This is a genomic window from Mycobacterium haemophilum DSM 44634, assembly GCF_000340435.2.
Classification (GTDB): domain Bacteria; phylum Actinomycetota; class Actinomycetes; order Mycobacteriales; family Mycobacteriaceae; genus Mycobacterium; species Mycobacterium haemophilum.
Genome location: NZ_CP011883.2, coordinates 2,704,849 through 2,717,601 on the forward strand (window position 1 = coordinate 2,704,849; position 12,753 = coordinate 2,717,601).

At 61.9% G+C, this 12,753-nt stretch carries 16 protein-coding genes and 1 tRNA gene; 5 read left to right on the top strand and 12 right to left on the bottom strand.

Translation table 11 applies throughout. The annotated features are described in order from the left end of the window. Positions 1-117 precede the first annotated feature (117 nt). Together B586_RS12695 and B586_RS22415 are read left to right on the top strand one after the other, a co-directional pair. A complete protein-coding gene (locus B586_RS12695) occupies positions 118-489 on the top strand; it encodes a hypothetical protein (protein WP_054880923.1) in 372 nt (123 codons plus the stop codon). A gap of 85 nt (positions 490-574) precedes the next feature. Next, a complete protein-coding gene (locus B586_RS22415) occupies positions 575-697 on the top strand; it encodes a hypothetical protein (RefSeq protein ID WP_257720464.1) in 123 nt (40 codons plus the stop codon). A gap of 52 nt (positions 698-749) precedes the next feature. On the opposite strand, the gene B586_RS12700 is transcribed toward B586_RS22415, so the two are convergent. Together B586_RS12700 and B586_RS12705 are read right to left on the bottom strand one after the other, a co-directional pair. After that, positions 750-2,246: a molybdopterin-dependent oxidoreductase gene (locus B586_RS12700; RefSeq protein ID WP_054879757.1), complete on the bottom strand. Its 1,497-nt coding sequence runs from the start codon at positions 2,244-2,246 to the stop codon at positions 750-752. A 14-nt stretch (positions 2,247-2,260) separates the two neighbouring features. Continuing rightward, a complete protein-coding gene (locus B586_RS12705) occupies positions 2,261-2,758 on the bottom strand; it encodes a hypothetical protein (protein WP_054879756.1) in 498 nt (165 codons plus the stop codon). 232 nt (positions 2,759-2,990) lie between these two features. On the opposite strand from B586_RS12705, the gene B586_RS12710 reads away from it, so the two are divergent. Further along, positions 2,991-3,860, top strand: a complete 870-nt coding sequence (locus tag B586_RS12710; RefSeq protein WP_082607614.1) for an alpha/beta fold hydrolase — start codon at positions 2,991-2,993, stop codon at positions 3,858-3,860. A 1-nt stretch (position 3,861) separates the two neighbouring features. Here the strand turns inward: B586_RS12710 and B586_RS12715 are convergent, their stop codons facing one another. From B586_RS12715 to B586_RS20220, 4 genes are all read right to left on the bottom strand, one after another. Continuing rightward, entirely contained in the window at positions 3,862-5,049 is a 1,188-nt protein-coding gene (locus B586_RS12715) for a cation:proton antiporter (protein WP_054879754.1), read from the bottom strand. Positions 5,050-5,068: 19 nt separating this feature from the next. Next, entirely contained in the window at positions 5,069-5,968 is a 900-nt protein-coding gene (locus B586_RS12720) for a hypothetical protein (RefSeq protein WP_054879753.1), read from the bottom strand. Next, a complete protein-coding gene (locus B586_RS12725) occupies positions 5,965-6,300 on the bottom strand; it encodes a hypothetical protein (RefSeq protein ID WP_047314608.1) in 336 nt (111 codons plus the stop codon). The genes B586_RS12720 and B586_RS12725 overlap by 4 nt, the downstream gene beginning before the upstream one ends. 206 nt (positions 6,301-6,506) lie before the next feature. Continuing rightward, on the bottom strand, positions 6,507-6,743 hold the full coding sequence (locus B586_RS20220) for an excalibur calcium-binding domain-containing protein (protein WP_082129510.1): 237 nt from the start codon (positions 6,741-6,743) through the stop codon (positions 6,507-6,509). Between the two features lie 670 nt (positions 6,744-7,413). On the opposite strand from B586_RS20220, the gene B586_RS21635 reads away from it, so the two are divergent. Next, positions 7,414-7,674 carry a hypothetical protein gene (locus B586_RS21635; protein ID WP_054879752.1) on the top strand — a complete coding sequence of 87 codons (261 nt, stop codon included), beginning with the start codon at positions 7,414-7,416 and terminating at the stop codon, positions 7,672-7,674. Between the two features lie 77 nt (positions 7,675-7,751). Here the strand turns inward: B586_RS21635 and B586_RS12740 are convergent, their stop codons facing one another. The 3 genes from B586_RS12740 to B586_RS20965 all read right to left on the bottom strand — a co-directional run bounded on the left by B586_RS12740 (position 7,752) and on the right by B586_RS20965 (position 8,928). Beyond that, the gene (locus B586_RS12740; RefSeq protein ID WP_054879751.1) at positions 7,752-8,147 is read right to left on the bottom strand and encodes a hypothetical protein; all 396 of its coding nucleotides are present in this window, start codon (positions 8,145-8,147) and stop codon (positions 7,752-7,754) included. A 360-nt stretch (positions 8,148-8,507) separates the two neighbouring features. Beyond that, positions 8,508-8,581: transfer RNA gene (locus tag B586_RS12745), tRNA-Ile, on the bottom strand. Between the two features lie 173 nt (positions 8,582-8,754). Further along, entirely contained in the window at positions 8,755-8,928 is a 174-nt protein-coding gene (locus B586_RS20965) for a hypothetical protein (RefSeq protein WP_156406771.1), read from the bottom strand. Between the two features lie 140 nt (positions 8,929-9,068). On the opposite strand from B586_RS20965, the gene B586_RS21425 reads away from it, so the two are divergent. Continuing rightward, on the top strand, positions 9,069-9,227 hold the full coding sequence (locus tag B586_RS21425) for a hypothetical protein (protein WP_168162536.1): 159 nt from the start codon (positions 9,069-9,071) through the stop codon (positions 9,225-9,227). Positions 9,228-9,762: 535 nt separating this feature from the next. Here the strand turns inward: B586_RS21425 and B586_RS12755 are convergent. The 3 genes from B586_RS12755 to B586_RS12765 all read right to left on the bottom strand — a co-directional run bounded on the left by B586_RS12755 (position 9,763) and on the right by B586_RS12765 (position 12,657). After that, complete coding sequence (locus tag B586_RS12755) at positions 9,763-10,278, bottom strand: GNAT family N-acetyltransferase (protein WP_054879749.1); 516 nt, start codon at positions 10,276-10,278, stop codon at positions 9,763-9,765. Then, a complete protein-coding gene (locus tag B586_RS12760; protein ID WP_236971284.1) occupies positions 10,279-10,557 on the bottom strand; it encodes a type II toxin-antitoxin system TacA family antitoxin in 279 nt (92 codons plus the stop codon). Between the two features lie 105 nt (positions 10,558-10,662). Then, positions 10,663-12,657 (bottom strand): APC family permease, encoded by a 1,995-nt coding sequence (locus B586_RS12765; RefSeq protein ID WP_082607615.1) that lies wholly within the window; start codon positions 12,655-12,657, stop codon positions 10,663-10,665. Positions 12,658-12,753: the final 96 nt, after the last annotated feature.

A 12,753-nucleotide genomic window follows, 5' to 3' on the forward strand; every position in this document is an offset into this window, starting at 1 on the left:
ACTGATGACACCGGGATCTCGCCGCAACCGATCCCGACACCAGACCATCGCGGTGCAATCGGCGCGCCGTTCGGGTATGGCGGTACCGGGCCGCACGATCCACCAGAGGAGAGATCAATGAGCGCTGTACAAAAAGACACTCGCGCAGAGATCGACATCGCTGATGACGTTGAAATGCTCAGCGAACAGGCGAAGGCGCTCAAGGAGCTTGGCGTGCAAGACGAACAAGACCCGGTTAGCGAAGGCCAACGTTACGACTTCAGCATCAGGTGGGGCACGGCACTGGCCGGACGGCTGCGGCGACTAGTGCACTACAGCTCGCTGGGCCTGCTTAGCGACGCGGATGAACGCAGATTCCATGCGCTGTGCGACGAGCTACGCGCGCTATCGGATCTGATCGATCGATTCGAGCTGCCGCACCCGATCTTCACCGCCGTCCCGCCTGCAACCGCCAAGCACTTCCGTCGCGGCCAACGCAGCCGTCCCTAAGAAAATCCTTCTTGGGCAAAATGATTCCGGTCCGCGGCTTTGCACACCCTGGGGTGCGGCATGTCAACGCGACCAGGTACGAATCGTGGTCCTCATCAAGAAACAAGAATCCAAGGAACAGGGCGTGACCGACGTCGAAGTCGTTTTCCCCGCAGCACTCGCATTGACCGTGCGTTGCCGCGACCTGCTCGAGCACTCGTTGGCGTGAAGCCGGATCTAAGACGATCAGCTCGGGACGCACCATCGTGTCATCGTCCATCTCAGATCTCCACGTCCTTTGCGTAATGGATGTTGTCTTCTCGCCAACCGCCCAACCCATAGCCGATGCCGCGATAGTCGTCGATAAACTCGATCTGGTTGATCCATTTGGCCATCTTGAAGCCCACTTGAGTCTCCACCCGTAAGCGCAGTGGCGCACCGTGCTTGATGGGCAACGGTTTTCCGTTCATCTCATACGCCAAGATGGTTTGCGGTTTGTAGACGAGCTCGAGATCCAGCACCTCGTAGAACTGCCCGGTTCCCTGCGCACTGGGTTCGTCACGGCCACTGTCCTGCATGGTCAGGAAGCACACGAAGCGCGCCTGCGGCAAGGGCCGCACTAGATCGGCGAGCTGAGCCATCGGGAGCCCCGTCCACTCGCCGATGCTCGACCAGCCCTGGACACAGTTGTGCAGAACCCGTTGTGTCTCTGGTTCGGCCAGCGCACGCAGTGCGGCGAGGTCCAACGTCAGCGGCCGCTCTACCAGGCCGCCGACCCGCAGCCGCCAGTCGACGAAATTGTGTACCGCCATCACCTTGTAGACGATCGAACACGGCGGTTTGCCGTTGACGCGGTGGTCGGACGACAGCATCCGTTTCGGATAGTTCTGTCGCGAATCCAGTGGCCGCAGCAGGATGCGCTGAACGGGATTGACCACCGCGCAGAGTATGCGACGAACCTGGACCGGCCGGCGAAGACTCCACACCGTCGCCGCGATGTGGACGGCGACAATCGCGCCGATGATCAGCAATGTACACAACGTCGCCCAAGTCAGATTGCGGACGGAGCCGAAGATCATCGAAGCATTGAGCCGACCCCAGCCCCAGCAGAAGACCATCAACAAGTGGATCGCGATAAAGACCAGGAACACCACGAACCCGAGGAAATGCAAACTGCGCGCGCATTGGCGCCCACCCCACATCCGCACGAACCACGGGAACCGAGCCTCGATCGCCGGGGACTGCGCCGCGCCGGTGAGGATCTGCAATGGCGCGAGCAGGAAAACAACACCCGCATAGGTCAGCTTCTGGATGGCGTCGAACGGTTCATTAGGCACCAGCGGGGGCAGATTGAATGTCATGTAAGTGACGATGTCGTTCCAGGCCTCGGGAAAGATCGACCACGAATTGGGCCAGTACCGCTGCCACTGGCCGGTAGCGAACAGCAAAACGTAGTAGGAAAGCCCCACCAAAATCCATCCGATCACCGAGATGAAGTGCCAGTGACGGCCCATACCGAGTTTCTTGTGGCCGGGCAGGGCGACCAGTGAGCTGAAATCCTCCTCTTCATCGAGGGTGTCGTAAAGCTTGTCGGTCGGCATTTTCTTGTTGGTGAAGCGCGCCCATTCGGTGCCTGGCTTGCTGTCGTCGTGCCAATACAGCTTGGGATGGGTGGAAAGGATCTCGATTCCGCTGCGCAGCAACAACGTCAAAAACAGAACGTTGAGCCAGTGGTCGACCCGCAGCCACACCGGGTAATCAAGCACTGTCTGGGTCATCTGCGGCGCCCCGCTCAGTCCTCCCAGTGTTGCCGTTGCGGATAGGCGACATTGATGCCCAGCAGCACCGACGCATGCAGTGCGGCGAAGGCACCGGCCAAGGCGAGCGCAACTGTGGCCGGCGCGAAGTCCCACCGCCCCGTCATCGCCGTGAGACCGGGCAGACTGACGACCCGAGTGACGGTATCAACGATGAGAACAACGACCGAGATCAGACTGCCGAAATACCAACCGGACTGTGCCACACGTAGTTTCCGGCCAAAGCCGATACTTCCCCCAGCCAGTACGCAACTGGCGATCATCACATATGCGTAGACCATGAAGTACCAGGTCACCGTCGGCTGGTTGGTCAAGATATAGAGATGTGTCGCGGCAATGCCCACAAGCAGCGCTGCACCCAGTCCCGCAACTGCCCGGGGGAGGTCAAAAGCAACGTATCCGCCGAGGCGAAGCACCCGGTTAAGCCGACCCCGGTGCCACTTTTTTGGCCGCATCTCGACGAGAAGGCCCATCGCCAGCGGGTACCCGGAATTGCTCGGCGACAAACTGGGTCGGCGTGATCAACACGACAATGCACCAAAGCACGCCACGAATTTAGCTTCGGATTAGATACCGACAAAGATGTAGCACTTATGTCCCCGGCTGGGCTGGCGTATCCGTCAGGCTGGCTCACGGGAGATGATTGCGATGTTGACCTCCGAACAAGATCCACGTTGAATCTGTTCAGAATGACCCCTGACGCTGATGGCACCTGAACCTTTTCTGACTTACGGGCCGGGCGGTGTTCGCATTGTTTCTGATCGCCTGGGCGACCCACAATCGCCTGCCGTGGTGTTCCTGCACGGTGGCGGGCAGACCCGCAACTCGTGGGGCCGGGCCGCCGCCGCCGTCGCCGAGCGTGGCTGGCAGGCGATCACCGTCGACTTGCGCGGCCACGGGGAATCGGACTGGTCGACTGAAGGCGATTACCGCGTGGTCAGCTTCGCCGCTGACATCCAAGAGGTGCTGCGTACTTTGCCGCCGCAACCGGTGCTGGTCGGTGCTTCCTTGGGCGGGTTCACCGCGATGCTTCTCGCGGGTGAGCTCGCGCCCGGCATCGCCAGCGCGGTCGTCCTCGTGGACATCGTGCCCAACATGGACCCATCAGGGGCGAGCCGGGTGCACGCATTCATGGTTGACCGGGTGACATCGGGGTTCGAATCCCTTGATGAGGTCGCGGACATGATCGCCGAATACAACCCGCAACGACCCCGTCCCACCGACCTTGATGGGCTGCGCACGAACCTGCGCCGCCGTGGTGATCGCTGGTACTGGCACTGGGATCCGAAATTCATCAGCGACACCTCGTCGCTTCCGCCAATTGAGGTGACCGACGCCGATCGCCTCTACACGGCTGTCGACGCGATCCTGCGCAACGACGTGCCCATGCTTTTGGTGCGCGGTCAGATGAGCGACCTGGTCAGTCAGGAGCGTGCTGACCAATTCCTTTCGCGCTTTCCGCAGGTCGAGTTCGTCGATGTTGGCGGCGCAGGCCACATGGTTGCCGGCGACCGCAACGACGTTTTCGCCGAGGCTGTTTTGGACTTCCTCGCCCGGCATGCCAACACCAGATGAATCACCCGGCTTGGGTGGACTTGCCGGTCTTGACGGGCGTATCCGCATTTTCGGCAGTCCGGCCGCGCGCCGCCAACGTGCCGGCGATCGATGTGCCGGCGATCGTCAGCAAAGCGCCGAACATCAACGCCGATGGCTCGCCCGGGCTCAAGACGTGTTCTTCGGTGCCGATGGTGGCCGCCGCTACCGCCACGCCGAGCTGCGTGGCGGACATCACCGCCAGTGTCAACGGCTGGCCGAATAACCTTGCCGTGCAATGCGCTAGTACACCACCAAGCCCCAGGCCTACGCCCAGCAGAATTAATTTCGGGTGCGAACCCAGCTCGCGCACTTGCAGCGAGGCGCCGAGCCAGACGAAGAACAGCGGGCTGAAGAACCCTTCGGTGATGCCGAACAACTGACGCGCCAACCGCCGCGGTTCGCCGACCATCGCGATCACCAAACCCAGCACGAAGCCCGCCAACATGATTGACACGTCGGTGCTGACGGCCAGTGCCGAAAGCCCGAACAGCACAAGCAGGTTGATCCGCAATTCCAGGGCAAACCGCTGCTTCTCGGAATAATCGTGCATGCGCTGACGCCAGCCCCTGCGGTCGCCCGCGCGCAGCAGCGCAAAGATCACTACCGCGCAGCCGGTGATCACCAACCCACCCAGCGCGGCGGTTAGCGCCCGACGGAAGTCGATCGCCAAGGGCAGCAACACAATACACGCGGCGTTCGCAATAGCGATTTGCGCCGTCACGGAGAGCACTTGCGGTCCATGTAACCGCAACGCATCGATCATCGGCAATGTCATCGCCGCCGACGACGAGGCGATGAGCACCGCGTATAGCGCCGCGTGGCAGGTGCCGAACTCCGCCGCCAGCCCGACACCGAGCGCCGACGCGACGGCACCGACCAGAACCGCGCGCGCCAACGCCATGGGCACTGCCGAACGTACCTTGGGGTCGCGGACCGGGACATGGGTGCCCACGACGAACATCACCAGTGCGAAGCCGATGTTTGCGAACAACTGAAAAGTTGGGTTGGCGTCATCGACGACGCCGAAACCCGTCTTGCCGAGCACCAACCCTGCGATCAGCTCACCGACGATCGCCGGAATCCGCAGGCGCGGCAGCGACGCCAGCAGCGGACCGGCCAGGCCCACGGCAGTTAGCAGCGCCAGCGTGTCGAAGCCGAACCCGTACACGTCACCAAGTCAACTTTCCCTAGAGCGCCGTGCGTGCCAGGGTGCCCGCCGCGATGTTGTTCAGATGGCCGATGGCCACCTCAACCGAACTCTGTCCGGGTACCGCCGGAAAACTCTGGTAACTAATGTGCGGCAAAGTAGGCGGATTGGTGCCGTAGAAGGCAATCGCGAGGTCAATCGCCTCGATGAGCGCCGGACCGCCCACAATCGGATCCGTGACCAGAGCCAAGACCTGCTGCGCGAGGCTTCCTTGCCCGGTGAGCCCGGCGATCAGGGCCACGGCGGCGTTGATGCTAATGGCGACTTGGATGGCCGCCTTATAGACAGCGGTGATGTCGGCGCCGGCGACGTCGTTCGGCGTCGTGGTGTAGAGGTCACCGGGATTCGCGAAATCCCACCACGTGTCAACGCCATTCGCGTCCTTGGGGATCTGCGCTGCGGTGAGGTTGATGCTGGCGATACCACGGCCACCCGGGTCGGTGCCGCCCGGGAACGTGTGCCCGGCAAGCCGCCATGGGTTTCCGAAGGTATAGCCACCAATCAGGTTCGGCCGCGCCCACTGCAACGAACCGGTCATAATCTCGGCCAACACGCGCGACGCGGCTTCGGCACCCTGGCTATACCCACCGAGCACGAACGTCTGCTGGGGATGGGCGTTGATCCAAGCCGTGGCGTTGGTGACGGCAATCTCGACGGACTGAGCGTAGCTCGGTGACAACGGCGCGCCGGGCGGTATCGGCCCAAACGTCCAGGGCGCCTGCACCGGTACCTCGAAGACAAAGTCGGGATTAGCGGCATTGACCACATCGGACGGGTAGCCGGTGCCGGGTGATGCCCAAGTACCGGCAAAGGTGAGCACCGCATGCCGCACCAGCCTCACGCCGGAGATGTGGGCAGCGATATCGCTGAAAGTAGTCATTTTGCCGTCGTCGGTAACCCGTTGGCTTTGCGCCACTGAATAGCAAACTCCATCAGTTCGATGAGCACGTCGCCGCTGTCGCGGGTGATTCCGTCGCTGAACGTATGCACCCATGCGATCTGTTCAGCAACGGTGACCTGTTGTTCGAAGGCGTCGTAGGTGCCTTGGTATGGCTGCCCGTTGTGAGTAGAGTTCCATGGCCCGCGGGCTGGGTCGTTGACGATATCGCCAATGTTGCGTGGGTGGCGTGCCAGCACTTGGCGCCACGGTTCGGGGGCGCCATTGATGGCGACGCCGGAGATGTCGGCCTGTAGGGAATCTGCGTCGGGCACGGTATTCCTCCTTGCGGTCGGGTGATAATGCCGTGTGCAGCGGCGAAGTCGTTGGAGACCTTGTCAGTCTGTGGGTTTCGTTGACTGAGCCCCCTCAGCTCCGTCGTCGTGGCCTGCCATGGCAGGGCCTGAGACCACTTTATGTGCCCTTGCAGCCCAACGATGTTGCACACGCCCAACGGAGTGCGGGCGATCCGGACAGTCCTCTAGCACTCGCAGGCCAGGCCGTCACCATCGCGGTCTTGCTTAGGACAGTAGGCCGGGTCACCCTCTGGAATGTTGCACCTGCTGTGCGCCTTCGCGTCGGTGCAGTTCTTATACACACAACTGTTGTTGCTGACTGGCGTGCAGTTCGTGTCGGGCGGGTCCGCAACCGCCATGGGGGCCGTACTGGTGACACTTCCCCAGATAGTTGTCGCGATGAGGGTTGCTCGGAGAATCATGTGGCCCAACCTCCTTGTTGGATGACACAGCACGACTCATAGGCAGCGTAAACACCTGACGGTTTATCCACACCGGAAATTGTGGAAATTTGCCAGCTCAGCCGCTTCGCCCCTCGGTTGAGCCGTGTTGCAGTCACGCCGTTGTTAAATGGCCGCTTTGACTGCCGAAGTCAGGCATTTCTAAGGGGTGCGGGCGGGGCTCGAACCCGCGACCAACGGATTACCAACAGCAACTTCGCGTTCAAACGTGATGTTTATCGTCTGCTCCTGTGCCACAACAGTATTCGCCGCCAATCGGCAACGATGGGAACCTGATCATTTCCATCGATTCCGATCACTAGCGGCAATATTCGGTAACTCATCTTGCCGTCTTCATTGATCCCGACGGAGGCGACGTTCACAGTGAGCGGGCCCAACGGTTTCGTTTGACGTCTATCACCGGGTGCTTCGTGTCGCATCAATCTGGAGCAATCTCACCGCGCTGGCTCAAGCACCAGGCCCCAGGGCGTGATGACATTGGTGAGCGGTTCGGGCGGCGGGTCGGTGAGCGGGATCGGGTCTCCCGCCAAGCTCGCGGTGCCGCGCCCCTCGAACAGTGCGACGCATGCGTGGCCGTCCAGGCGAGAGGGAAAGCGGACGGCGCCGGCGCCGTGATCTCATGTAAATCGAGGTGCTGCAGGTCGTGCTCAAGCAGAAAATCGACGTGGCGATGCTCGATCTGTTGGCGGGTGGGCACGTCGGTCAGATCAACCAAGGGACCATCGAGCTGCAGGACCGCGGGCCCGTAGCGCTCGACATGACGGCGCATCGCGTCGAGGTTCGGCCGGAAGTCAGCGAGCACCTCGCGCAGATACGTTTCCGCCAAGTCAGCGCAATACAGCGTGCGGAAGCGACGGTGGAAGTCGTCGAAACGATGACTGAACTGGTATAGCTCGATCGGGGTGAAGCCCAGCGGGTCGGTGTAATAGCCGACGCGCCACAGGATTCGCCCCTCTTCGGGCGTCGCGATCACGACTGGAAACTGGCGACCTGCCGTGCGGCCCGTACCACCATGGCGAACTCTGGGGTGTCGTTCGCCGCACCGAGCACCTCGATCGGCGCGCGGTCATCCAGGCGCGTGTTGGTGCCAAACAGCCACGCCCGCGCCGTCCTGCCGTCGTAGGCATCGACGAGCATCCTGACGACCTTATAGCCCTCACGTAACCGGCGTTCCGTCGCGCCATGCGGCTCCGGGCCTCCCTCCCGCGCGTAGCGCCCGATTTGCTTCGCGTCGGCCAAGCCCGCCATCGCCGCCGCAACGCGCTGGCCAACGGCCTCTTGCAGATACGCCGCGATTTGCCGGATCGAAAGCGTCGCTGCCTCATCATCGAGCCGCTGGGCCGCTGAGACGGTCAAGACCGGCACGTCGCACCTCCATCTCTTCCGACTGGTCCACCCGCGACGTTACCAGGTAAGCACCCTCGAACACACCCCTAAACTACACCGACACCAACAGGCATCGCAGCCGGAGCGCCCGAATCAAGGCCGTTCGCACAGAATGCCCCCCAACCACGCCTGCCACGGGTCACGATTCGACCTCTGGGCGCGGGCATCACTAATGACCGCCAACACGGCCTGATACCTCTGCTCAGCCACGCTCAACTCCCTCATTAAGGGAGTGTCAAGGATCAACCGAAGTAGCTGTCAAGCATCAGCCGAAACAACGTCAACCATCAACCGAAGCCAAAACATCAAGCATCAACCGACGTCATACACCCTCTGACGTGGGGCGGGCGGGGCTCGAACCCGCGACCAACGGATTATGAGTCCGCGGCTCTAACCAACTGAGCTACCGCCCCTAGATTCGACTGGCTGCGGATATAGCTGCTACCGCTGCATCGTTGGCTGCAGAATACCGCAGGGGCCTCGGTCATCGTGTTCAAGGCGTCGGCCACACCCGCTAGATGACCGCGGCAGCTCGCGCACACCGGTGAGCGCAAGCGAAGCGGCGTTGAGCCATCACGGTCGCAGATCAGGTGACGAAGTCCTTTCCGAGATCCCCCGCCGTTCCCATGGTGTGAGAATTTTCCTTACTAATGATGTTGACCCCGAACTTCGGCACGGTCAGGTCAGCGTTCATTGTGGACTTAGATGTCTCGGCGCCTTTGCCCTCGACGTACATCCGGACGTAATCGCCCTGGACCACCTAGGCCAAGATTGACTGGTCACTGGCTTCGACCATGGTGTTCTGCGCATAGGCCTTGCCTGTCATCGTGCGGCTCGGCTGCTGTGTCAGCACGGCGGCGCGGGCCGGAACTTTCCGCCAACAACTGAGACAATCGCGTCGTGCCCACCGAACCCCCACATCCACCACGGGCCGCGCCGAAACCGCCGCGGGTGCACGTCACGTCCGACGACTGGGAGAGGTTCGGCGACGAGGAGCAAGTGCGCGCGGCGTGGGACGAGGGTCGGCTCCGCGACGAGCAGCCGCCGCATCACCGCTAGCCTGCCACGCTGATCCCACCCCAACCGCCGGGGCTGGGCGGATTTTTGGTGACACCACCAAAGGTCGGTTCCATACCGGCCCCGGGACGTGGCGGGGCCGGTATGTCTTGGTTGCCGATTCGACGATGCCTCTACCGCCGAGAATCAAGGTCAGTGTCTCGAATCCCTCGGTCGCCTTGGCAAGCTGGAGCAGTTCGGTGTGGTTCAAGTGTCGCCACTCCCGTTCAACCGGAATGGGCAAATCTTCGGTCCACTTGATCTCTGCAGCCACGTTTCTAGTGACCTTCCCGGTTCGTTGCGCATGCACTGCGCCGACAAGCTGATGGACCTGTGTGATGCGACTCGTCGAAAGCGCGGTGCCGCGCTGTGATCAGTCCACAGCCAAAACCACCTGGCCAAGTCGAGGTTCAATTTCATTGTCCCGTCGAAGCATCGAGCGGCATTGCAAGTTCGGCGCCCCCTGGCAGGATTCGAATCTGCGACCTCTGGGTTATGAGCCCTAGAGGTCGAATGCTCCTGGCATCGACCGGCTTTCTCAGAGTTGGGTGAGGGTCGCGGTGATGTCTTTGGTCAGCAGGGAGAGGGCGAGGTTTGTCGAGTCCTCGGAGTCGAACGGTTCGAAGCCGAATCGCTGCCACCAATTGAATGCACCGGGGTTGAGTGCAGTGACGACGACGGCTCGGCATGCTGCCTTAAGGTTCAGTTCGGCCGCGGTCGCCAGGATGTGCTTCACCATTTGCGTGCCGAGTCCAAGTCCGGTCACGTGCGTGTCGGTGGCTAGTCGACCGACAAGCAGCGCGGGAACTTGCATCGGGGCGCCCTTCGCCAAAGGAGCGGGGCTAGCGGCTCGATCCACCGAAGTCATCGACAAGGTTGCGTAGCAAACAACCCTGTGCCCGCGATCGACGATGCCCCACACTGCTGCGGTGTTGCCGCGTCGGTTCTGGCCCGCGTAGCGGCGCAGCCACTCGTCTAGCGACGGCTCGCCCGAGGCGAACCCCTCGCGCTGATGCTTTTCCGGGTCCAGCAGCGTCGGCCGATAGAACTCCACTCAGTCCAGCCAGCTGAACTTCTGTGCGCGCTGCAACGCAGCCGCCAGCCGCTCGTTCACCCGCGCCGGACGGTTAAGCGCTTCCGTGAACGCAGCCGCCGCGTCGGGCGACAGATGGACGGTCTGTCGTTCGGCTAGCAGGTCGTCAGCAGCCCGGCTAGCGGCCTGCAATACGAATGCCGACACACTCAAGTGCGCCTCGCTGGCAGCCTCCTCCAGCCGACGCTTCGACACCGCATCGACGCGCAGCTGCAGACGGTCATCTTTCATAATGGGCATGTACTCACAATGGCAGTACGCAGGGACTTGGTCAAGCGATGCAATCGGCACTGCTCACCGCGCCCGAGCCGCCTGCGGGCTTATCGGGCTGATGTAGCCGGCGCTCTAGCTACAGCTCGGTGTCTGCGCCATGCCGACATTGTTCGCGCTTCGCTGCTCGACTACGCCTGCGGACGCCAACCGTGATATCCGCGACTCTATGTCGTAGGGCATGATGATCGCGGTCGCACCCCGAATACGGCTGACGGCGCGGGCCATCTTGTCCGCGGTGCGGTCATGAAGCAGCCGGCCCAGTAGCGGCGAATACGTTCGACGTGGCAGCAGCACCGTCACTTTGCTGTCTGGGTGATCGTTGAGCACTTCCGCGACCAACTCATGCGCAGCCCGAACCAGGTGGCGATCCGGGCAGTCGATCACCCGCAGCGGCGTGTCGTGGTCAAAGTACTCCCAGCGTTCCTTGAGCCGCGCGGCATGATCAGCTTCGATCACGAAGTGCACCGCGGTGAGGTCGTCGGCATGCAGACCATTTGCGTAGCGCAGTGCCTCAATCTCGGCGAGATCAACCGAATCCACGAAGACCAGTACCCGAAGACGCGGATGCTTTGCCAGGTCGGGACGTGTGGTGTGGGACATCTCCAGAACGGAGGCCTCGGCGCGGTATTGCCGGTTGAGCCGCACCAAAGCCAACACCAACACGGGAAACACCACGACGATGAGCCACGCACCCTCGGTGAACTTGGCCACCGCGAAGATTCCCACCACGATCGTCGACAACACCCCCGCCGACAAGTTAACCACCAGCTTGTACCGCCAGCCCGGCCCGCGGCGGGTCAAATGGTGCTTGGCCATGCCATAGCCGGCCATCGCGAACCCGGTGAACACGCCGATCGCGAAGAACGGCACCAGCGCATTGACCGAACCGCCGGTGACGACCAGCAGCGCCACAGACAGCACGGTGAGCGTCAGGATGCCGTTGGAAAACACCAGACGATGACCGCGCTTCATCAGCGGGCGCGGCAGAAAACGGTCCTCGGCAACAAAACTGGCTAACGCCGGAAAACCATTGAAACTCGTGTTGCAACCGGTAAACAGGATGGCCGCGGTCGACGCCTGCACCAAAAAGTACAGAATGTTGCCCAGCACACCGTGCCCGAAGACCGCCCGGGCAATCTCGGACAGCATCGACGGATACCCCTCAACATAGGGCGTGGCGTAGGTGACATGCGCCAGCCAAGCCACACCCGCCAGCAACAACCCGAGGACGCAGGCCATCACAGTCAGCACCCGACGCGCGTTAACACCTTCGGGCCGACGAAAACTATTAATCGCGTTGGAAATAGCCTCAACACCGGTCAGCGAAGTTCCCCCGTTGGCGAATGCTCGCAACACCACCAGCACCGTCGCACCCATCACCAGGCCACCACCCTGATGAACCGGCACCGCACCGACAATCTGCTGCGGATCGTATTTCGGTAAACCCCAAACGAATTCACGGACAAGGCCGACCACGATCGTCAGCGTGATCATCATGACGAATGCGTAGGTGATGACTGCGAACGCCCGGCCCGACTGCCGTAACCCACGCAGGTTCGCCAGACACATCAGGACTACCACGGCCACCGTGATTTCCAAGTAATACGGACGCAGCGGAGGGATCGCCGAGACCACCGCCACTGTCCCCGCCGCCGGCTGCACCGCGACAGTGACCACGTAATCGATCAGCAGCGCCGCCGCGGCAATCTGCGACGTCCGAGGACCAAAGTTGTCCCGTGCGACCATGTAGGCGCCGCCAGAGCGGGCGTAGACCATGACGACCTGTCGATACGATGCGGTCACCAACACCAGAATCAGCAGGACGACTCCGGTGATCGGAAGCAACAAAGCGAACGCCGCCATCCCAGCTGCCGGCAGCAACTCGATCATGATCTGTTCCGGGCCGTAGGCGGTCGAGGAGATCGCATCCGGCGAAAGCGCGCCGAGCGCAACGGGGTTCGACAATCGCTCGGAGTCCAACTGATCGGTGGTTAGCGGCTTTCCGAGGAAGATCCGCTTACATCTGTCCGAAAAAGACGGCGGTATTTCGCCAATCGGTGTCGTCACAACGCATCACTTTCTCGGGCTATCTGACGATTGGTGTGTGGGGTCGACGTCGACGCGGAGCCATTGCGGTTTGCGACGTGCTGTCAGCCCGCGCGG

Excerpts from the sequence above, each read along its gene's own strand:
- B586_RS12695 (WP_054880923.1), top strand. The coding sequence starts at position 118 with ATGAGCGCTGTACAAAAAGACACTCGCGCAGAGATCGACATCGCTGAT.
- B586_RS12700 (WP_054879757.1), bottom strand. The coding sequence starts at position 2,246 with ATGACCCAGACAGTGCTTGATTACCCGGTGTGGCTGCGGGTCGACCAC.
- B586_RS12705 (WP_054879756.1), bottom strand. The coding sequence starts at position 2,758 with ATGGGCCTTCTCGTCGAGATGCGGCCAAAAAAGTGGCACCGGGGTCGG.
- B586_RS12710 (WP_082607614.1), top strand. The coding sequence starts at position 2,991 with ATGGCACCTGAACCTTTTCTGACTTACGGGCCGGGCGGTGTTCGCATT.
- B586_RS12720 (WP_054879753.1), bottom strand. The coding sequence starts at position 5,968 with ATGACTACTTTCAGCGATATCGCTGCCCACATCTCCGGCGTGAGGCTG.
- B586_RS20220 (WP_082129510.1), bottom strand. The coding sequence starts at position 6,743 with ATGATTCTCCGAGCAACCCTCATCGCGACAACTATCTGGGGAAGTGTC.
- B586_RS12760 (WP_236971284.1), bottom strand. The coding sequence starts at position 10,557 with ATGCCCATTATGAAAGATGACCGTCTGCAGCTGCGCGTCGATGCGGTG.